31 protein-coding genes are annotated in these 16,886 nt (G+C 62.1%); all 31 read right to left on the bottom strand.

Annotated features, from left to right (window positions below):
• Nucleotides 1-22: 22 nt before the first annotated feature.
• Nucleotides 23-409: a 50S ribosomal protein L17 gene (gene rplQ / locus ABDW61_RS24175; RefSeq protein WP_099860289.1), complete on the bottom strand. Its 387-nt coding sequence runs from the start codon at nt 407-409 to the stop codon at nt 23-25.
• Between the two features lie 92 nt (nt 410-501).
• Nucleotides 502-1,494 carry a DNA-directed RNA polymerase subunit alpha gene (gene rpoA / locus ABDW61_RS24170; RefSeq protein ID WP_067278809.1) on the bottom strand — a complete coding sequence of 331 codons (993 nt, stop codon included), beginning with the start codon at nt 1,492-1,494 and terminating at the stop codon, nt 502-504.
• A gap of 142 nt (nt 1,495-1,636) precedes the next feature.
• Nucleotides 1,637-2,260: a 30S ribosomal protein S4 gene (gene rpsD / locus ABDW61_RS24165; RefSeq protein ID WP_343642436.1), complete on the bottom strand. Its 624-nt coding sequence runs from the start codon at nt 2,258-2,260 to the stop codon at nt 1,637-1,639.
• Nucleotides 2,261-2,517: 257 nt separating this feature from the next.
• Nucleotides 2,518-2,922 (bottom strand): 30S ribosomal protein S11, encoded by a 405-nt coding sequence (rpsK, locus tag ABDW61_RS24160; protein ID WP_056194196.1) that lies wholly within the window; start codon nt 2,920-2,922, stop codon nt 2,518-2,520.
• Nucleotides 2,923-2,948: 26 nt separating this feature from the next.
• Nucleotides 2,949-3,314, bottom strand: a complete 366-nt coding sequence (gene rpsM / locus ABDW61_RS24155) for a 30S ribosomal protein S13 (protein WP_088404620.1) — start codon at nt 3,312-3,314, stop codon at nt 2,949-2,951.
• A gap of 36 nt (nt 3,315-3,350) precedes the next feature.
• The gene (gene rpmJ / locus ABDW61_RS24150; RefSeq protein ID WP_058933616.1) at nt 3,351-3,464 is read right to left on the bottom strand and encodes a 50S ribosomal protein L36; all 114 of its coding nucleotides are present in this window, start codon (nt 3,462-3,464) and stop codon (nt 3,351-3,353) included.
• Between the two features lie 62 nt (nt 3,465-3,526).
• Nucleotides 3,527-3,745 carry a translation initiation factor IF-1 gene (gene infA, locus ABDW61_RS24145; protein ID WP_009855680.1) on the bottom strand — a complete coding sequence of 73 codons (219 nt, stop codon included), beginning with the start codon at nt 3,743-3,745 and terminating at the stop codon, nt 3,527-3,529.
• Nucleotides 3,746-3,796: 51 nt separating this feature from the next.
• Entirely contained in the window at nt 3,797-5,107 is a 1,311-nt protein-coding gene (gene secY / locus ABDW61_RS24140) for a preprotein translocase subunit SecY (RefSeq protein ID WP_343642435.1), read from the bottom strand.
• A 26-nt stretch (nt 5,108-5,133) separates the two neighbouring features.
• Complete coding sequence (rplO, locus tag ABDW61_RS24135; protein ID WP_343642434.1) at nt 5,134-5,565, bottom strand: 50S ribosomal protein L15; 432 nt, start codon at nt 5,563-5,565, stop codon at nt 5,134-5,136.
• Nucleotides 5,566-5,590: 25 nt separating this feature from the next.
• A complete protein-coding gene (gene rpmD, locus ABDW61_RS24130; RefSeq protein WP_088385516.1) occupies nt 5,591-5,773 on the bottom strand; it encodes a 50S ribosomal protein L30 in 183 nt (60 codons plus the stop codon).
• A gap of 16 nt (nt 5,774-5,789) precedes the next feature.
• Complete coding sequence (rpsE, locus tag ABDW61_RS24125; RefSeq protein ID WP_343642433.1) at nt 5,790-6,308, bottom strand: 30S ribosomal protein S5; 519 nt, start codon at nt 6,306-6,308, stop codon at nt 5,790-5,792.
• A gap of 18 nt (nt 6,309-6,326) precedes the next feature.
• Nucleotides 6,327-6,686, bottom strand: a complete 360-nt coding sequence (rplR, locus tag ABDW61_RS24120) for a 50S ribosomal protein L18 (protein ID WP_279757533.1) — start codon at nt 6,684-6,686, stop codon at nt 6,327-6,329.
• Nucleotides 6,687-6,697: 11 nt separating this feature from the next.
• Nucleotides 6,698-7,231: a 50S ribosomal protein L6 gene (gene rplF, locus ABDW61_RS24115; protein ID WP_343642432.1), complete on the bottom strand. Its 534-nt coding sequence runs from the start codon at nt 7,229-7,231 to the stop codon at nt 6,698-6,700.
• 18 nt (nt 7,232-7,249) lie between these two features.
• A complete protein-coding gene (rpsH, locus tag ABDW61_RS24110) occupies nt 7,250-7,645 on the bottom strand; it encodes a 30S ribosomal protein S8 (RefSeq protein ID WP_058933609.1) in 396 nt (131 codons plus the stop codon).
• A 23-nt stretch (nt 7,646-7,668) separates the two neighbouring features.
• Nucleotides 7,669-7,974 (bottom strand): 30S ribosomal protein S14, encoded by a 306-nt coding sequence (gene rpsN / locus ABDW61_RS24105; protein WP_067065192.1) that lies wholly within the window; start codon nt 7,972-7,974, stop codon nt 7,669-7,671.
• 8 nt (nt 7,975-7,982) lie between these two features.
• Nucleotides 7,983-8,522: a 50S ribosomal protein L5 gene (rplE, locus tag ABDW61_RS24100; protein ID WP_343642431.1), complete on the bottom strand. Its 540-nt coding sequence runs from the start codon at nt 8,520-8,522 to the stop codon at nt 7,983-7,985.
• A 10-nt stretch (nt 8,523-8,532) separates the two neighbouring features.
• On the bottom strand, nt 8,533-8,850 hold the full coding sequence (rplX, locus tag ABDW61_RS24095) for a 50S ribosomal protein L24 (protein WP_343642429.1): 318 nt from the start codon (nt 8,848-8,850) through the stop codon (nt 8,533-8,535).
• Nucleotides 8,851-8,875: 25 nt separating this feature from the next.
• Complete coding sequence (gene rplN, locus ABDW61_RS24090; RefSeq protein ID WP_088484485.1) at nt 8,876-9,244, bottom strand: 50S ribosomal protein L14; 369 nt, start codon at nt 9,242-9,244, stop codon at nt 8,876-8,878.
• Nucleotides 9,245-9,502: 258 nt separating this feature from the next.
• A complete protein-coding gene (locus tag ABDW61_RS24085; protein ID WP_343642427.1) occupies nt 9,503-10,012 on the bottom strand; it encodes a peroxiredoxin in 510 nt (169 codons plus the stop codon).
• 150 nt (nt 10,013-10,162) lie between these two features.
• The gene (rpsQ, locus tag ABDW61_RS24080) at nt 10,163-10,432 is read right to left on the bottom strand and encodes a 30S ribosomal protein S17 (protein ID WP_279757537.1); all 270 of its coding nucleotides are present in this window, start codon (nt 10,430-10,432) and stop codon (nt 10,163-10,165) included.
• Nucleotides 10,429-10,626: a 50S ribosomal protein L29 gene (rpmC, locus tag ABDW61_RS24075; protein WP_343642424.1), complete on the bottom strand. Its 198-nt coding sequence runs from the start codon at nt 10,624-10,626 to the stop codon at nt 10,429-10,431. The genes rpsQ and rpmC overlap by 4 nt, the downstream gene beginning before the upstream one ends.
• 14 nt (nt 10,627-10,640) lie before the next feature.
• A complete protein-coding gene (rplP, locus tag ABDW61_RS24070; RefSeq protein ID WP_088385524.1) occupies nt 10,641-11,057 on the bottom strand; it encodes a 50S ribosomal protein L16 in 417 nt (138 codons plus the stop codon).
• Between the two features lie 12 nt (nt 11,058-11,069).
• Nucleotides 11,070-11,879: a 30S ribosomal protein S3 gene (gene rpsC, locus ABDW61_RS24065; RefSeq protein ID WP_067065181.1), complete on the bottom strand. Its 810-nt coding sequence runs from the start codon at nt 11,877-11,879 to the stop codon at nt 11,070-11,072.
• A 15-nt stretch (nt 11,880-11,894) separates the two neighbouring features.
• Nucleotides 11,895-12,224 (bottom strand): 50S ribosomal protein L22, encoded by a 330-nt coding sequence (gene rplV, locus ABDW61_RS24060; RefSeq protein ID WP_058937144.1) that lies wholly within the window; start codon nt 12,222-12,224, stop codon nt 11,895-11,897.
• Nucleotides 12,225-12,235: 11 nt separating this feature from the next.
• On the bottom strand, nt 12,236-12,514 hold the full coding sequence (rpsS, locus tag ABDW61_RS24055) for a 30S ribosomal protein S19 (protein ID WP_343642423.1): 279 nt from the start codon (nt 12,512-12,514) through the stop codon (nt 12,236-12,238).
• 13 nt (nt 12,515-12,527) lie between these two features.
• Nucleotides 12,528-13,352 carry a 50S ribosomal protein L2 gene (gene rplB / locus ABDW61_RS24050; RefSeq protein ID WP_343642422.1) on the bottom strand — a complete coding sequence of 275 codons (825 nt, stop codon included), beginning with the start codon at nt 13,350-13,352 and terminating at the stop codon, nt 12,528-12,530.
• Complete coding sequence (gene rplW / locus ABDW61_RS24045) at nt 13,352-13,666, bottom strand: 50S ribosomal protein L23 (RefSeq protein ID WP_343642421.1); 315 nt, start codon at nt 13,664-13,666, stop codon at nt 13,352-13,354. The genes rplB and rplW overlap by 1 nt, the downstream gene beginning before the upstream one ends.
• A complete protein-coding gene (rplD, locus tag ABDW61_RS24040) occupies nt 13,663-14,283 on the bottom strand; it encodes a 50S ribosomal protein L4 (protein WP_343642419.1) in 621 nt (206 codons plus the stop codon). Before rplD ends, rplW begins: the two co-directional genes overlap by 4 nt.
• Nucleotides 14,283-14,954 (bottom strand): 50S ribosomal protein L3, encoded by a 672-nt coding sequence (gene rplC / locus ABDW61_RS24035; protein ID WP_343642418.1) that lies wholly within the window; start codon nt 14,952-14,954, stop codon nt 14,283-14,285. Before rplC ends, rplD begins: the two co-directional genes overlap by 1 nt.
• Nucleotides 14,955-15,261: 307 nt before the next feature.
• Nucleotides 15,262-15,576 (bottom strand): 30S ribosomal protein S10, encoded by a 315-nt coding sequence (gene rpsJ, locus ABDW61_RS24030; RefSeq protein WP_067065169.1) that lies wholly within the window; start codon nt 15,574-15,576, stop codon nt 15,262-15,264.
• 131 nt (nt 15,577-15,707) lie between these two features.
• Nucleotides 15,708-16,886, bottom strand: a 1,179-nt coding sequence (tuf, locus tag ABDW61_RS24025; RefSeq protein ID WP_343642416.1) for an elongation factor Tu, incomplete at its 5' end; no start/stop codon positions are given.

Genomic DNA, 16,886 nt, shown 5'->3' with positions numbered 1-16,886 from the left:
ATGCGCGCGGGCGCGTCGCCGATTACTCGGCGGCTTCGCCTTCGGCCGCTTCGGGACGGTCGACCAGCTCGACGTACGCCATCGGAGCGTTGTCGCCGACACGGAAGCCCATCTTCAGGATGCGGGTGTAGCCGCCCGGACGGGTGGCGAAACGGGGACCCAACTCGTTGAACAGCTTGACGACGATGTCGCGGTCGCGCAGGCGGTTGAACGCCAGGCGACGGTTCGCGACGGTCGGCTCCTTGGCCAGGGTGATCAGCGGCTCGACGATGCGGCGCAGTTCCTTGGCCTTGGGCAGGGTGGTCTTGATCGCTTCGTGCTGCAGCAGCGAGACCGCCATGTTGCGGAACATCGCGGCGCGGTGTTCGCTGGTACGGTTCAGCTTGCGGAGGCCATTACGGTGGCGCATGGTGCTTTCCTTTCCTTCAGTTATTGCCGGCAGCCGGATCAGGTACTGCCGGGGGCACCGGGCGAGTCGTCAGACCCGCCCTCTTTCAAAAATCAACGCTTGTCGAGACCTTGGGGCGGCCAGTTCTCGAGACGCGAGCCCAGGGTCAAGCCGCGCGAGGCGAGCACTTCCTTGATCTCGTTGAGCGACTTGCGACCCAGGTTCGGGGTCTTCAGCAGCTCGGTCTCGGTGCGCTGGATCAGGTCACCGATGTAGTAGATGTTCTCGGCCTTCAGGCAGTTGGCCGAGCGAACGGTCAGTTCGAGCTCGTCGACCGGACGCAGCAGGATCGGGTCGAAGCTGCTGGAACGGGCAGCCGGCGCCTGGTCGAACACGTCGACCAGATCCGTGCCTTGCAGCTGGGCGAAGACGGCCATCTGCTCGACCAGGATCTTGGCGGAGGCACGGATCGCTTCCTCGGGGCTGATCGCACCGTTGGTCTCGATCTCCATGACCAGCTTGTCCAGGTCGGTACGCTGTTCGACGCGAGCATTTTCGACGGCGTAGCTCACCCGCTTGACCGGGCTGAACGACGCGTCCAGCACGATGCGGCCGATGGCCTTGGTCGGCTCGTCGCCGTAGCGGCGCATGTTGCCGGGCACGTAGCCGCGGCCCTTCTCGACCTTGATCTGCATGTCCAGCTTGCCGCCTTGCGACAGGTGGGCGATGACGTGATCGGGGTTGATGATCTCGACGTCGTGCGGGGTCTGGATGTCGGCGGCAGTGACCGGGCCTTCACCTTCCTTGCGCAGGACCAGGGTCACTTCTTCACGGTTGTGCAGCCGGAACACCACGCCCTTGAGGTTCAGCATGATGTGAACCACGTCCTCCTGCACGCCGTCGATGGCGGAGTACTCGTGCAGCACGCCCGCGATCGTCACTTCCGTCGGCGCATAACCCACCATCGAGGACAGCAGCACACGGCGCAGGGCGTTGCCCAGGGTGTGGCCATAGCCGCGTTCGAACGGCTCCAGGATCACCTTGGCGCGATGACCGCCCAGGGGCTCCACAGTGATGGATTTGGGTTTGAGCAGATTCGTTTGCATGAGGTCTTTCTTTCAATACCCTCGGTTCGTTACACCGATAAGGCTGAGGGACCAACCAGGCGCGCCCCACAACAGCTGACGGCGCCCGGACGAGGAAAAGCCGAGCAGGCCCTTGCAGGGCCGCTCGGCAGGCAAGAAAGAATTAACGCGAGTACAACTCAACGATCAGCGACTCGTTGATCTCGGCGCCGAACTCGTCACGGTCCGGGGTCTTCTTGAAGATGCCTTCCATCTTGGTGGCATCGACGGCAACCCAGGCCGGCAGGCCGATCGACTCGGCCAGCTTCAGACTGTCGACGATACGCAGCTGCTTCTTGGCCTTTTCGCGGACGGCGACCACGTCACCCGCCTTCACCAGGTAGGAGGCGATGTTCACGACCTGGCCGTTCACCGTGATGCTCTTGTGCGAGACCAACTGGCGGGCTTCCGCGCGGGTCGAGCCGAAGCCCATGCGATAGACGACGTTGTCCAGGCGCGATTCCAGCAGGACCAGCAGGTTGACGCCGGTCGAGCCCTTGCGGCGCTCGGCCTCGGCGAAATAGCGGCGGAACTGACGCTCCAGCACGCCATACATGCGCTTGACCTTCTGCTTCTCGCGCAGCTGCAGACCGAAGTCAGAGGTACGCTGGCCCGAGGTGCGGCCGTGCTGGCCAGGCTTCGTGTCGAACTTCGCCTTGTCGCTGATGGCGCGGCGGGCGCTCTTCAGAAACAGGTCGGTGCCTTCACGGCGGGAAAGTTTGGCCTTCGGGCCGAGATAACGTGCCACTTTGCGTGTCCTTCATCAATCTGACGCGCCCACAGACAATCCGTGCAGCGCGCGAGTCCGGCCAGTGTTTTTGTAGGCTCGGACGGTGGGCTTCAAGAAGTCGATGACTTCAGCGAGGCCAGCGTTTCCGCTGGCGTCCGCAGAGACGGCGTTTCCGCCAATCTCAGCAAAACGGCCGGCTGGCACTCACGCGCCAGCCGGCTCGATCTGAACGAATCGGAGATTATCGCACTACGCGATCGCTCAGCGCAAACCGCTTAGATGCGGCGACGCTTCTGCGGACGGCAGCCGTTGTGCGGCACCGGCGTCACGTCGGAGATCGAGTTGATGCGAATACCGAGTGCGGCCAGGGCGCGCACCGACGATTCGCGACCCGGGCCCGGGCCCTTGATCTTGACGTCCAGGTTCTTGATGCCTTGCTCTTGAGCGGCGCGGCCGGCCACTTCGGCAGCCACCTGGGCCGCGAAGGGGGTCGACTTGCGCGAGCCCTTGAAGCCCTGGCCGCCCGACGAGGCCCAGGACAGCGCTCCACCCTGACGATCGGTGATCGTGATGATGGTGTTGTTGAACGAAGCGTGAACGTGGGCGATGCCGTCGGCAACGTTCTTGCGAACCTTCTTGCGAACGCGCTGGGCAGCCGAGTTATTGGGTGCTTTTGCCATGGTTAGCTTTCTTCAGATGCCGCGGGTTACTTCTTGCCAGTCGCCGCCGACTTGCGCGGACCCTTGCGGGTGCGGGCATTCGTGCGGGTACGCTGGCCGCGCACCGGCAGGCCACGGCGATGGCGGAAGCCACGATAGCAACCCAGGTCCATCAGACGCTTGATGTTGATGGACATCTCGCGACGCAGGTCGCCTTCGATGGTCAGTCGGCCGACTTCCTCACGGATCTTTTCCAGATCGGAGTCATTCAGGTCCTTGACCTTCTTGTCCAGCGGAATGCCGCAGCTGTTGCAGATCTTCTGCGCGGTCGTACGGCCAATGCCGTAGATCGAGGTCAGACCGATCTCGGTGTGCTTGTGCGGCGGAATGTTGATACCAGCAATACGTGCCATGTGCGTCCTCTAATTCGCTTGCAGTCGTGAGGCCAATCAGCCTTGGCGCTGCTTGTGGCGGGGATCGGTACAGATCACACGCACCACGCCGTTGCGGCGGATGATCTTGCAATTGCGGCACATCTTCTTGACGGATGCCGAAACTTTCATGGTCTGCTCCTTGACCTACTCTGTTCGCTCAATCAGCGTTGATCCGGGGGTTGCTAAGAAGCTCACTTCGCCCGGAACACGATGCGAGCACGACTCAAATCGTACGGTGTCAGCTCAACAGTCACCTTGTCGCCAGGAAGGATGCGGATGTAATGCATCCGCATCTTCCCGGAAATGTGACCGAGAACGACATGACCGTTCTCCAGCTTGACTCGGAAGGTTGCATTAGGGAGGTTCTCAAGAATCTCACCCTGCATTTGAATGACGTCGTCTTTCGCCATACCTTCGTGACCGACTGGATTGGGTCCAAATAATCTCTTCAGCCTTGCGCGTCAGTTGGCCTTGAAACTGGCCTTCTTCAACAGCGACTCATACTGCTGGCTCATCACATAGGACTGGACCTGCGCCCAGAAGTCCATGGTGACAACCACGATGATCAACAGCGACGTGCCACCGAAATAGAACGGGACGTTGTACTTCAGCGTCAGGAACTCCGGCAGAAGACACACACCGGTGATGTACACCGCGCCTGCCAGCGTCAGCCGGGACAGGATCTTGTCAATATGCCGGGCCGTCTGGTCACCAGGACGAATCCCAGGGATGAACGCACCGCTCTTCTTCAGGTTGTCTGCCGTCTCACGACTGTTGAAGACCAACGCCGTATAGAAGAAGCAGAAAAACACGATCGCAGCCGAATACAGCAGCACATAGATCGGCTGCCCCGGCCGCAGTGCATCTGCGATGTCCTTCAGCCAGCGCATGCTGTCACCGGTCGCGAACCAGCTGACCAAGGTGGTGGGCAGCAGGATGATCGACGACGCGAAGATCGGCGGAATCACGCCCGACATGTTCAGTTTCAGCGGCAGATGCGAACTTTGACCGCCGTATACCTTGTTCCCGACCTGCCGCTTGGCGTAATTCACCAGGATCTTGCGCTGGCCGCGCTCGACGAACACCACCAGATAGGTCACGCCGATCACGATCGCGATCACGACCAAGCAGGAGATCACGCTCATCGCCCCAGTGCGAACCAGCTCGAGCAGCCCCCCAATCGCGCCGGGCAGACCTGCAGCGATACCGCCGAAGATCAGGATCGAAATCCCGTTGCCCAGACCGCGCTCGGTGATCTGTTCACCCAGCCACATCAGGAACATCGTGCCAGCCACCAGGCTCGTCACCGCAGTGATGCGGAAACCGAAACCCGGGTTGAGCACCAGCCCCGGCGAGCTCTCCAGTGCGAATGCAATGCTCAGGCTTTGGAAAATCGCCAAGCCCAGCGTGCCGTAGCGCGTGTACTGGGTGATCTTCCGACGGCCGGCCTCGCCTTCCTTCTTCAGCGCTTCCAGGCTCGGCACGACGTACGTCATGAGTTGCATGACGATAGAGGCCGAGATGTAGGGCATGATGCCCAGCGCAAAGACGGTGAAACGCGACAGCGCTCCGCCCGAGAACATGTTGAACAGGCTCAGGATCCCGCCCTGTTGGCCCTTGAACAGCTGCTGAAGCTGCGTCGGATCGATACCTGGCACCGGAATATGGGCTCCGATGCGGTAAACGACCAGCGCAAGTACCAGGAACATCAGTCGACGACGCAGGTCGCCGAACTTGCCGCTCTTGGCCAACTGGGATGCGTTGCTTGCCACTGCTGCCTAGTCCTGTGCTTGGCTGATTAAGCGACGGAGCCGCCAGCGGCTTCGATGGCTGCCTTGGCGCCGGCCGTCACGCCCAGTCCCTTGACGCTCACCTTGCGGGTGATTTCGCCGGACTTGATGACCTTCACGGACTTCGCCAGCTCGGACACCAGGCCAACAGCCTTCAGCGTCAGCAGATCGATCTCGTCACCGGTCAGCTGGTTCAGTTCCGACAGCGTGACTTCCGCATTGAACGGGCGAGCCAGCGACTTGAAACCGCGCTTGGGCAGGCGACGCTGCAGCGGCATCTGACCGCCTTCGAAGCCGACCTTGTGGAAGCCACCGGCGCGCGACTTCTGACCCTTGTGCCCGCGGCCAGCGGTCTTGCCCAGACCGGAGCCGATGCCACGGCCCACGCGACGCTTGGCGTGCTTGGCACCAGCGGCGGGCTTGATGGTATTGAGTTGCATCTTGTGTTCCTCGTCGATGCCGTGCTTAGAGCACCTGCACCAAGTAGGCGATCTTGTTGATCATGCCGCGCACGGCGGGCGTGTCTTCCAGCGTCTTCGTGCTGTTGAGCTTGCGAAGACCCAGGCCTACGACCGTCGCGCGATGGTCCGCGCGGCAGCCGATCGGGCTGCGGACCAGCTTGACCGTGAGCGTTTTCTTTTCAGACATCTCGATCTCCTGGCGCTCAGTTGAAGATTTCTTCAACCGTCTTGCCACGCTTGGCCGCCACTTGGGACGGCGTCGAGCAGCGCTTGAGCGCGTCCAGCGTTGCACGAACCATGTTGTAAGGGTTGGTCGAACCGTGGCTCTTGGTCACGATGTCGGTCACACCCATCACTTCGAAGACAGCGCGCATCGGGCCGCCGGCGATCACGCCGGTACCAGCCGGCGCCGGAGCCATGATCACGTGCGCCGCGCCATGCTCACCCACCACGTTGTGCTGGATGGTGCCATTGCGCAGGGCCACCTTGATCATGTTGCGGCGGGCGGACTCCATCGCCTTCTGGACGGCGACGGGCACTTCCTTGGCCTTGCCCTTGCCCATGCCGATGCGGCCATCGCCGTCACCGACCACGGTCAGCGCAGCGAAGGACAGCGTGCGGCCGCCCTTCACAACCTTCGTGACGCGGTTGACCGCGATCATCTTTTCCTTCAGGCCGTCGTCGTTGCCTTCGGTCTGAGCGCGGGGTTGAAACTTTGCCATTTCCTAATCCTTTGAGCGTCAGAACTGCAGGCCGGCTTCACGCGCGGCTTCAGCCAGGGCCTTGACTCGACCGTGGTAAGCGAAGCCCGAACGGTCGAAAGCAACCTTCTCGACGCCAGCAGCCTTCGCCTTCTCGGCGATGCGCTTGCCGATCAGCGTCGCGGCAGCGACGTTGCCGCCCTTGCCCGACAGCTGCGTACGCACTTCCTTCTCGGCGGTCGAAGCGGAAGCCAGCACGCGCTGGCCGTCTTCGGAAATCACCGAGGCGTAGATGTGCAGGTTCGAGCGGAAGACCGTCAGACGGGCCACGCGCTGGAGAGCGATGCGAGCACGCGTTTGACGCGAACGACGCAGGCGTTGTTCCTTCTTGTTCAGCATGGCGCGGCTCCTTACTTCTTCTTGGTCTCTTTGAGGGAGACCTTCTCGTCGGCGTAACGGATGCCCTTGCCCTTGTAGGGCTCCGGCGGACGGATCGCGCGCACTTCAGCGGCGATCTGGCCGACAACCTGGCGATCCGCGCCCTTGATGAGGATTTCGGTCTGGGTCGGGCATTCAACCTTGATGCCGGCCGGCATGTCCTTGACGACCGGATGCGAGAAACCGATCTGCAGGTTCAGCTTCTGGCCTTGGGCTTGGGCACGGAAACCCACGCCAACCAGGTTCAGCTTCTTTTCGAAGCCCTTGCTGACGCCGTTGACCATGTTGTTCAGCAGCGCACGCATCGTGCCGCTCATCGCATCGGCATCAGCCGATTCGTTGGTCGGGACGAAGGTCAGCTTGCCGCCTTCCGACTTGACCGTCACCAGGGGGTTCACGGCCACGAACAGGGTGCCTTGGGCGCCCTTGATGCTGATCTTGTCAGCAGCGATCGCCACATCCACGCCTTGCGGGACGACGACCGGCATTTTTCCAACGCGGGACATTGTCTGTCTCTCCTTGGCTTAGGCGACGTAGCAAAGCACTTCGCCGCCGACACCGGCTTGACGCGCTTTGCGGTCGGTCATCACGCCCTTGGGCGTGGTGACGATCGCCACACCCAGGCCATTCATGACCTGAGGAATGTCGTGGCGGCCCTTGTAGATGCGCAGGCCAGGACGGCTCACGCGCTCGATGCGCTCGATCACCGGACGGCCGGCGTAGTACTTCAGCGCGATCTCGAGCTCGGGGCGGGCTGCATCGCCACGCACCGCGAAGTCGTCGATATAGCCTTCATCCTTCAGGACCTTGGCGATCGCGACCTTCAGCTTGGACGAAGGCATCACGACGCTGGCCTTCTCAACGCTCTGGGCGTTGCGAATGCGGGTCAGCATATCGGCGATAGGATCACTCATGCTCATACGAAATCTCCTAAACCTGCCGATTACCAGCTGGCCTTGACGACACCAGGGATGTCGCCCTTGAAGGCCAGCTCACGAATCTTGTTACGAGCCAGGCCGAACTTGCGGAACGTGCCGCGCGGGCGGCCGGTCAGTTCACAGCGGTTGCGCTGGCGGGTCGGGTTGGCGTTCCGGGGCAGCTTTTGCAGCTCCAGGCGAGCCAGATAACGCTCTTCATCCGACTTCTTGCTGTCGTCGATGATGGCCTTCAGTTCCGCGTACTTCTTCGCGTACTTGGCGACCAGTTGGGCGCGCTTCAGCTCACGCTGCTTGATCGAGAGTTTTGCCACGGGTCACCTCAGTTCTTGAACGGGAACTTGAACGCAGCCAGCAGAGCTTTGGCTTCGTCATCCGTCTTGGCCGTCGTCGTGATGCTGATGTTCAGACCACGCAGAGCATCCACCTTGTCGTACTCGATTTCGGGGAAGATGATCTGTTCTTTGACGCCGATGTTGTAGTTGCCGCGACCGTCGAACGAGCGGCCGGAGATACCACGGAAGTCACGCACGCGCGGCAGGGCCACGGTGACGAAACGGTCCAGGAACTCATACATCGTGGCGCCGCGCAGGGTCACCATGCAACCGATGGGCACGCCATCACGGATCTTGAAGCCGGCGATCGCCTTCTTCGACTTCGTGACCACGGGCTTTTGACCAGCAATCTTGGTCAGGTCGCCGACGGCGTGATCCATGACCTTCTTGTCAGCCACGGCCTCGCTCACGCCCATGTTCAGGGTGATCTTGGTGATGCGCGGCACTTCCATCACGGACTTGTAGCCGAACTTCTCGGTCAGACCGGGGACGACCTTCTCGCGATAGAACTCTTGCAAACGAGACATGTCTTACCCCTTAGGCCTTGATCTCTTCGCCGGTCGACTTGAACACGCGCACTCGCTTGCCGTTGTCGCCGAGCTTGATGCCCACGCGATCGGCCTTGCCGGAGGCGGCGTTGAAGATCGCCACGTTGGATTGATGGATGGGCATGGACTTGTCCACGATGCCGCCAGTCGTGCCCTTCATCGGGTTCGGCTTGACGTGCTTCTTGACGACGTTGATGCCCTCGACCAGGACGTGGTCCTCGTCAACGCGCTGCGTCACGGTGCCGCGCTTACCCTTGTCGCGGCCGGTCAGAACGATGACCTCGTCGCCTGTGCGAATCTTGTTCATGGCAATACCTTTGTCTGAGCGGGGCTTAGAGCACCTCAGGCGCCAGCGACACAATCTTCATGAAGCGCTCGGTACGCAGTTCACGCGTCACCGGGCCGAAGATGCGGGTGCCGATGGGCTCCAGCTTGGCGTTCAGCAGCACGGCGGCATTGCCGTCGAACTTGACCAGGGAGCCGTCTTGACGACGCACGCCCTTGGCGGTGCGCACGACAACCGCGCTGTAGACCTCGCCCTTTTTGACGCGGCCGCGCGGAGCAGCTTCCTTGATGCTGACCTTGATGATGTCGCCAATATGCGCATAGCGACGCTTGGAACCACCAAGCACCTTGATGCACATGACGGACTTGGCGCCAGTGTTGTCCGCGACGTCGAGTCGCGATTGCATTTGGATCATGTCTGTCCCCAACTTTTCCCGCTCAGGCAACTGCGACCATCGCAGCCATCCAGAGAGCGGTCAGTCTTGGGCCCGTAAGCCAAGCACTTGTCACCTTGCGGCGACCCGCGTCTGGCCTTCATGGGCAAGAAACCTAGAACCGAGGGCAGCTGCTTCGTGCGCTGGTCACGAAGCCCGTCGAGTGACGGAACCACCTTTCGGCGAAGCTGCGGATTATGCGCGAGGCACAAGCCGCCTGTCAACTGGAGGTTTTAGGCGTCAAAGCGCCTTCGCTTGCGCAAGCAGTGTCGCGGCATCGCTGACCTCGAACTTGCCCGGGGCCTCGATATTCAAGGTCTTGACGACCCCGTCCTTGACGAGCATCGAGTAGCGCTGGGAGCGAAGTCCCATGCCGCGAGCGACCAGGTCAAGCGACAAGCCGGTCGCCTGCGTGAAGGCGGCACTGCCATCGGCCATCATGCGCACCTTGCCTGCCGTCTTCTGATCGCGGCCCCAGGCGCCCATCACGAAAGCGTCGTTCACCGAAATGCACCAGATTTCGTCCACACCCGCAGCCTTGAAGGCCTCCGCGTTCGCGACATAGCCCGGCACATGCTGCGCCGAACAGGTGGGCGTGAACGCACCAGGGAGAGCAAAGATTGCCACCGTCTTGCCCGCGGTCAGCTTTTCGATATCGAAGGTGTTGGGACCAAGCGAGCAGCCATTGCCCTCCACCTCGATGAATTCCTGCAGATTGCCTGCCGGCAGTCGATCGCCCACTTTCAGCATGTCGCACTCCTGTTGTCGTTGAAGATTGGCGGCAGAGTTTGCCGCGAAAAATGAAAAGAGGCCGGGCATCGGAAATACCGATACTCCAGCCTCTTGATACGCGACGGGTTGACTCGCCGCGGCGCCGCCGCCGTAGAGGCGGCTCCTCGATCAGACCAGTTGAGCCTTCTCGACCAGACGGGTCACGACCCAGCTCTTGGTCTTCGACAGCGGGCGGCCCTCGGCGATCTCGACGATGTCGCCCATCTTGTACTCGCCCTTTTCATCATGGGCGTGGTACTTGCGGGAACGAGCAACGATCTTGCCGTAGAGCTCGTGCTTGGCACGGCGCTCGACCAGCACGGTCACCGTCTTCGCGCGCTTGTCGCTGACGACACGACCGACCAGGGTGCGCGTGTTCTTCTCTTGAGCTTGCGTCATTTCGCGGCTCCCTTCTTCTCGGCCAGGATGGTCTTGGCGCGGGCGATGTCACGACGCGTCTTGCCCAGCACCGAGGTGTTGGTCAGTTGTTGCGTCGCCTTTTGCATGCGCAGACCGAAGTGAGCCTTCAGCAGGGAGACGACCTCCTTCTTGAGGGCCGCCTCGTCCTTGGCGCGCAGTTCAGATGCTTTCATGGGGTGTTCTCCAATCAGGCGCCGAGCTGGCGGGTCACGAAGGTGCAACGCAGCGGCAGCTTCGCAGCAGCCAGCGTGAACGCTTCGCGCGCCAGAGCCTCAGGCACGCCGTTGATCTCGTAGAGCACCTTGCCCGGCTGGATTTCAGCCACGTAGTACTCCGGGTTGCCCTTGCCGTTACCCATACGGACTTCGGCGGGCTTCTGCGAGATCGGCTTGTCCGGGAAGATGCGGATGAAGATCCGGCCACCGCGCTTGATATGACGCGAAATGGCACGACGAGCCGCTTCGATCTGGCGAGCCGTGATACGGCCGCGCTCGGTGGCCTTCAGGCCGAAGTCACCGAAAGCGACGGTCGCGCCGCGGGTCGCAACACCAGTGTTGCGGCCCTTTTGCTCCTTGCGATATTTGCGACGAGCGGGTTGCAGCATGTTGAGTTCTCCTTACGCCTGGCCGCCGTCAGCGGCGGGCTTGCGCACCACACGCTTCGCAGCAGGCTTGTCGCCGCCTTCGGCAGGCTTGTCGCCACGACCACGGCCACCCGGAGCGCCCGGACGGGCGTTGCGGCGCGGACGGCGGTCATCTTCGGCACCCGGGGGGGTGTTGATCACGGGCGCCTCGCCATTGGCCAGGCGGTCACCGCGATACACCCACACCTTGACGCCGATCACGCCGTAGGTGGTCTTGGCTTCGGAGAAGCCGTAATCGATGTCCGCCTTCAGGGTGTGCAGGGGCACACGGCCTTCGCGATACCACTCGGTGCGAGCGATTTCGATGCCGTTCAGACGGCCGGCCGACATGATCTTGATGCCCTGGGCGCCCAGGCGCATCGCGTTCTGCATCGCACGCTTCATGGCGCGGCGGAACATGATGCGCTTCTCGAGCTGCTGGGTGATCGAGTCAGCGATCAGCTGGGCATCGATCTCGGGCTTGCGCACTTCTTCGATGTTGACCGCGACGGGCACGCCCAGACGCTTGGCCAGCTCAGCCTTCAGATTCTCGATGTCCTCGCCCTTCTTGCCGATCACGACGCCCGGACGCGCCGAGAAGATCGTGATGCGGGCGTTCTTGGCGGGACGCTCGATCAGGATGCGCGACACCGCGGCGTTCTTCAGCTTGGCCTTCAGGAAGTCGCGGACTTGCAGATCCTCGGCCAGCATGCTGGCGAAGTTCTGGTTGTTCGCGTACCAGCGCGACGCCCAGTTACGGGTGACGGGCAGGCGGAAGCCAGTCGGATGAATTTTCTGTCCCATAGTCTTCCTTCAGGCTCAGTTGCCGACGGTCACGTAGATATGGCAGGTCGGCTTGCTGATGCGGTTGCCGCGGCCCTTGGCACGCGCGGAGAACCGCTTCAGCGTGGTGCCCTGCTCCACGTAGATCGAAGTGACCTTCAGCTCGTCAATGTCGGCACCGTCGTTGTGCTCAGCATTGGCGATCGCCGATTCCAGCGCCTTCTTGATGATCAGCGCGGCCTTCTTCTGGGTGAACTCGAGGATGTTCAGCGCTTGATCCACCTTCTTGCCGCGGATCAGGTCCGCCACGAGGCGGCCCTTATCGAACGACAGGCGGACGCCACGAACGATTGCTTTGGTTTCCATCGTCGTCATCCTTACTTCTTACCGGCCTTCTTGTCGGCCGGGTGGCCCTTGAAGGTGCGGGTCAGAGCGAATTCACCCAGCTTGTGACCGACCATCTGGTCCGACACGTAGACCGGCACGTGCTGCTTGCCGTTGTGCACGGCGATCGTCAGACCGATGAACTCGGGCAGGATCGTCGAGCGACGCGACCAGGTCTTGATGGGCTTCTTGTCCTTGATGGCAACAGCCTTGTCGACCTTTGCCAGCAGGTGGTGATCCACAAAGGGACCCTTCTTGAGGGAACGAGCCATGTTGGTCTACCCCTTACTTCTTGCGACGCGAGACGATGAAGGTCTGCGTGCGCTTGTTGTTGCGAGTGCGGTAGCCCTTCGTCAGGGTGTTCCACGGCGACACAGGGGCCTGACCTTCACCCGTACGACCCTCACCGCCACCGTGCGGGTGGTCGACCGGGTTCATGGCGGTACCACGCACGGTCGGACGGATGCCCTTCCAGCGAATGGCGCCGGCCTTGCCGTACTGGCGCAGGCTGTGCTCTTCGTTGCTCACTTCACCGATGGTGGCGCGGCAATCGATGTGAACGCGGCGAACTTCACCCGAGCGCAGACGGATCTGAGCGTAGGCGCCATCGCGAGCCATCAGCACCACAGAAGTGCCGGCCGAGCGGGCGATCTGGGCACCCTTGCTCGGCAGCAGTTCCACGCAGTGGATCGTCGAACCCACGGGGATGTTGCGGATGGGCAGCGTGTTGCCAACCTTGATCGGAGCCTCGGCGCCGCTCAGGATCGTGGAACCGACTTCCAGGTTGCGCGGCGCAATGATGTAGCGACGCTCACCGTCGGCATAGCACACCAGGGCGATGTGAGCCGTACGGTTCGGGTCGTACTCGATGCGCTCGACCTTCGCGGGGATGCCGTCCTTGTTGCGACGGAAGTCCACCACCCGGTAGTGGTGCTTGTGACCACCGCCCTTGTGGCGCATCGTGATGTGACCGTTGTTGTTACGGCCAGACTTCTGCTTTTGCGGCTCGAGCAGCGAAGCCTCGGGAGCGCCCTTGTGGAGGTGCTTGTGCACCACCTTCACCACGCCACGACGGCCTGGTGAGGTCGGCTTGACTTTAACGACGGCCATTACGCAGCCTCCCCGGAGAAGTTGAGCTCCTGGCCGGCCTTCAGCGACACATACGCCTTCTTGACGTGGTCGCGACGGCCCACACGGCCACCGAAGCGCTTGGTCTTGCCCTTGACGTTGACGACGTTCACGGCTTCGACTTCGACCTTGAACATCTGTTCAACAGCGGCCTTGATCTCAAGCTTCGTCGCATCGCGCAAGACCTTGAACAGGACTTGGTTGTACTTTTCGCCAGCCATCGTGGCCTTCTCGGACACGATCGGAGCGAGCAGCACCTTGGCCAGACGGCCTTCAGCAAACTTGGGCGCGCTCATGCCAGCATCTCCTTCAGTTGCTCGATGGCCGCCTTCGTCACCAGGACCTTCTTGTAGAAGACCAGCGACAGCGGATCGACGTAGCGCGGCTCCACGACCAGCACGTTGGGCAGGTTGCGCGATGCCAGCAGCAGGTTGTCATCGACCTGGTCGGAGATGACCATGACGTGGTCCAGACCCATCGCCTTCAGCTTCGTCGCCAGCAGCTTGGTCTTCGGCGCTTCGATCGAGATCGAATCCACCACGGCCAGTCGGCCTTCACGAGCCAGCTGCGAGAGGATGGCGGCCATGCCGGCGCGGTACATCTTCTTGTTCAGCTTGTGCGAGAAGTTCTCGTCAGGCTTGTTCGGGAAGATGCGACCGCCCCCGCGCCACAGCGGCGACGAGGTCATACCAGCACGCGCGTTGCCGGTGCCCTTCTGACGGAACGGCTTCTTCGTCGAGTGACGGACTTCAGCGCGGGTCAGCTGAGCACGGGTGCCTTGACGGGCGTTGGCCTGGTAGGCCACGACCACCTGGTGCACCAGGGCTTCGTTGTAATCACGAGCGAAAAGGGTGTCGGGAGCGTCGACCTTCGACGTCGCTTGACCCTGCTCATTCAGGAGCTCGAGTTGCATCAGTTGGCTCCCTTCTTGACCTTGACCTTGACGGCCGGACGGATCACGACGAATCCTTCCTTCGCGCCAGGAACGGCACCACGGACCAGCACCAGTTGGCGGGCTTCGTCGATGCGGACCACGTCCAGATTCTGGACGGTCACGGTGACGTCGCCGAGGTGGCCCGACATCTTCTTGCCCGGGAACACGCGACCCGGATCCTGCGCCATCGAGATGGAGCCCGGAACGTTGTGCGAGCGGCTGTTACCGTGCGAAGCGCGCTGCGAACCGAAGTTGTGGCGCTTGATGGTGCCTGCGAAGCCCTTACCGATCGAGGTGCCCTGCACATCGACCAGTTGGCCGGCGGCGAACAGCGTCACGGGGACTTGAGCGCCGGCCTTGTATTCGGCGGCGACCGCGGCATCCACGCGGAATTCTTTGATGATTTCGCCGGCTTCAACGCCAGCCTTGGCGAGGTGACCCGCTTCAGGCTTGGTGACGCGGGACGCCTTGCGCGCGCCGTAGGTCACCTGGATGGCGCTGTAGCCGTCGGTTTCTTCGGTCTTGACCTGGGTCACGCGGTTGTTGGACACGTCCAGCACGGTCACGGGGACGGTATCGCCGTCGACCGTGAACACACGCATCATGCCAACCTTGCGGCCCAGCAATCCGAGACGATTGCTAAGACTCATGGTTTTCTCCTGACCCCGAACGCACTGACGGAGACACCGCCTCGCGCCTGAAGTCATTTCACACACCCGACATCGATTGGCCGGGCCGACAATCACCGCGCACTGAAGGGGTCAGGAGTAAAGGCCCCGACAACCCGCCGTCACGCGATGCAACGAACCGCACCAGGGAACCCAGGCGCGGAAAAGCTGGCGAGTATAGCGCCAACCCTGATGAGCCCGCAAGCAAGCGGTCCGCGCAGCATGAAAAAGGCGACCCGAAGGTCGCCTTCAAGAGCACGTCCGGGCGACCCGGCGGACCCATGCCGCATTACTGCAGCTTGATTTCGACGTCCACGCCAGCCGGCAGGTCCAGCTTCATCAGCGCGTCAACCGTCTTGTCGGTCGGATCGACGATGTCCATCAGCCGCTGATGGGTACGGATTTCAAACTGGTCACGCGACGTCTTGTTGACGTGCGGCGAACGCAGGATGTCGAAACGCTCCTTGCGCGTCGGCAGAGGCACCGGGCCCTTGACGATCGCGCCGGTACGCTTGGCGGTGTCCACGATTTCCAGCGCCGATTGATCGATCAGCTTGTAATCGAAGGCCTTCAGCCGGATGCGGATCTTTTGCTTGGTAGACATGACTTTTCCTTCAAAGAGCGACGCAACGCCTCAGGCGTCGCGGAGAGAGCAGTGACACCGCCGGACGTCAACGCCACCGCCCGAATCAGGCGGCAGCCTCGACGGCACCCGGCGGGGTACCAGCAAAAGAATTACTCGATGATGGTGGCCACGACGCCCGAGCCGACGGTACGACCGCCTTCACGGATGGCGAAGCGCAGACCTTCTTCCATGGCGATCGGAGCGATCAGCTTCACGGTGATGCTGACGTTGTCGCCCGGCATGACCATTTCCTTGTCCTTCGGCAGCTCCACGGCACCAGTCACGTCCGTCGTGCGGAAGTAGAACTGGGGACGGTAGTTGTTGAAGAACGGGGTGTGACGGCCGCCCTCTTCCTTGCTCAGCACGTAGATCTCAGCAGTGAAGTGCGTGTGCGGCTTGATCGTGCCCGGCTTGGCCAGCACCTGGCCACGCTCGACGTCTTCACGCTTGGTGCCGCGCAGCAGGATGCCCACGTTGTCGCCCGCCTGACCTTGGTCCAGCAGCTTGCGGAACATTTCCACGCCGGTCACGGTGGTCTTCTGCAGATCGCGGATACCCACGATCTCGATTTCCTCGCCGACCTTGACGATGCCGCGCTCGACACGGCCCGTCACCACGGTGCCGCGGCCCGAGATCGAGAACACGTCTTCCACCGGCAGCAGGAACGCGCCGTCCACCGCGCGCTCGGGCGTGGGGATGTAGCTGTCCAGCGCATCGGCCAGCGCCATGATCGCGCCTTCGCCCAGTTCGCCCTTGTCGCCTTCCAGCGCCAGCTTGGCCGAACCCTTGATGATCGGGGTGTCGTCGCCCGGGAAGTCGTACTTGCTCAGCAGCTCGCGGACTTCCATTTCCACCAGCTCCAGCAGCTCGGCGTCGTCCACCATGTCGCACTTGTTCAGGAAGACGATGATGTACTTCACGCCCACCTGACGCGCCAGCAGAATGTGCTCGCGGGTCTGGGGCATCGGGCCGTCAGCGGCCGAGCACACCAGGATCGCGCCGTCCATCTGCGCCGCGCCCGTGATCATGTTCTTCACGTAGTCGGCGTGGCCCGGGCAGTCCACGTGCGCGTAGTGCCGGTTGGCCGTCTCGTACTCCACGTGCGCCGTGTTGATCGTGATGCCGCGCGCCTTTTCTTCAGGAGCCGCGTCGATCTGGTCGTAGGCCTTGGCTTCGCCGCCGAACTTGGAGGCCAGCACGGTCGCGATCGCGGCCGTCAGCGTCGTCTTGCCATGGTCAACGTGACCAATCGTGCCCACGTTCACGTGCGGCTTGGTACGTTCAAACTT

This window comes from Roseateles sp., assembly GCF_039595595.1.
Lineage (GTDB): Bacteria > Pseudomonadota > Gammaproteobacteria > Burkholderiales > Burkholderiaceae_C > Roseateles.
The sequence above is the reverse complement of the archived record's forward strand: the minus strand, read 5'-3'. Positions and strand labels throughout refer to the sequence as shown.

Coding starts and splice junctions, on each gene's coding strand:
- rplQ (WP_099860289.1), bottom strand. CDS start 409: ATGCGCCACCGTAATGGCCTCCGCAAGCTGAACCGTACCAGCGAACAC.
- rpoA (WP_067278809.1), bottom strand. CDS start 1,494: ATGCAAACGAATCTGCTCAAACCCAAATCCATCACTGTGGAGCCCCTG.
- rpsK (WP_056194196.1), bottom strand. CDS start 2,922: ATGGCAAAAGCACCCAATAACTCGGCTGCCCAGCGCGTTCGCAAGAAG.
- rpsM (WP_088404620.1), bottom strand. CDS start 3,314: ATGGCACGTATTGCTGGTATCAACATTCCGCCGCACAAGCACACCGAG.
- rpmJ (WP_058933616.1), bottom strand. CDS start 3,464: ATGAAAGTTTCGGCATCCGTCAAGAAGATGTGCCGCAATTGCAAGATC.
- infA (WP_009855680.1), bottom strand. CDS start 3,745: ATGGCGAAAGACGACGTCATTCAAATGCAGGGTGAGATTCTTGAGAAC.
- rplO (WP_343642434.1), bottom strand. CDS start 5,565: ATGCAACTCAATACCATCAAGCCCGCCGCTGGTGCCAAGCACGCCAAG.
- rpmD (WP_088385516.1), bottom strand. CDS start 5,773: ATGTCTGAAAAGAAAACGCTCACGGTCAAGCTGGTCCGCAGCCCGATC.
- rpsE (WP_343642433.1), bottom strand. CDS start 6,308: ATGGCAAAGTTTCAACCCCGCGCTCAGACCGAAGGCAACGACGACGGC.
- rplR (WP_279757533.1), bottom strand. CDS start 6,686: ATGCTGAACAAGAAGGAACAACGCCTGCGTCGTTCGCGTCAAACGCGT.
- rplF (WP_343642432.1), bottom strand. CDS start 7,231: ATGTCCCGCGTTGGAAAAATGCCGGTCGTCGTCCCGCAAGGCGTGGAT.
- rpsH (WP_058933609.1), bottom strand. CDS start 7,645: ATGAGCATGAGTGATCCTATCGCCGATATGCTGACCCGCATTCGCAAC.
- rplE (WP_343642431.1), bottom strand. CDS start 8,522: ATGTCTCGTTTGCAAGAGTTCTATCGCGAGAAGGTCGTCCCCGGTCTG.
- rplX (WP_343642429.1), bottom strand. CDS start 8,850: ATGAACAAGATTCGCACAGGCGACGAGGTCATCGTTCTGACCGGCCGC.
- rplN (WP_088484485.1), bottom strand. CDS start 9,244: ATGATCCAAATGCAATCGCGACTCGACGTCGCGGACAACACTGGCGCC.
- ABDW61_RS24085 (WP_343642427.1), bottom strand. CDS start 10,012: ATGCTGAAAGTGGGCGATCGACTGCCGGCAGGCAATCTGCAGGAATTC.
- rpsQ (WP_279757537.1), bottom strand. CDS start 10,432: ATGACGCAAGCTCAAGAGAAGAACACGCGCACCCTGGTCGGTCGTGTC.
- rpmC (WP_343642424.1), bottom strand. CDS start 10,626: ATGAAAGCATCTGAACTGCGCGCCAAGGACGAGGCGGCCCTCAAGAAG.
- rplP (WP_088385524.1), bottom strand. CDS start 11,057: ATGCTGCAACCCGCTCGTCGCAAATATCGCAAGGAGCAAAAGGGCCGC.
- rpsC (WP_067065181.1), bottom strand. CDS start 11,879: ATGGGACAGAAAATTCATCCGACTGGCTTCCGCCTGCCCGTCACCCGT.
- rplV (WP_058937144.1), bottom strand. CDS start 12,224: ATGGAAACCAAAGCAATCGTTCGTGGCGTCCGCCTGTCGTTCGATAAG.
- rpsS (WP_343642423.1), bottom strand. CDS start 12,514: ATGGCTCGTTCCCTCAAGAAGGGTCCCTTTGTGGATCACCACCTGCTG.
- rplB (WP_343642422.1), bottom strand. CDS start 13,352: ATGGCCGTCGTTAAAGTCAAGCCGACCTCACCAGGCCGTCGTGGCGTG.
- rplW (WP_343642421.1), bottom strand. CDS start 13,666: ATGAGCGCGCCCAAGTTTGCTGAAGGCCGTCTGGCCAAGGTGCTGCTC.
- rplD (WP_343642419.1), bottom strand. CDS start 14,283: ATGCAACTCGAGCTCCTGAATGAGCAGGGTCAAGCGACGTCGAAGGTC.
- rplC (WP_343642418.1), bottom strand. CDS start 14,954: ATGAGTCTTAGCAATCGTCTCGGATTGCTGGGCCGCAAGGTTGGCATG.
- rpsJ (WP_067065169.1), bottom strand. CDS start 15,576: ATGTCTACCAAGCAAAAGATCCGCATCCGGCTGAAGGCCTTCGATTAC.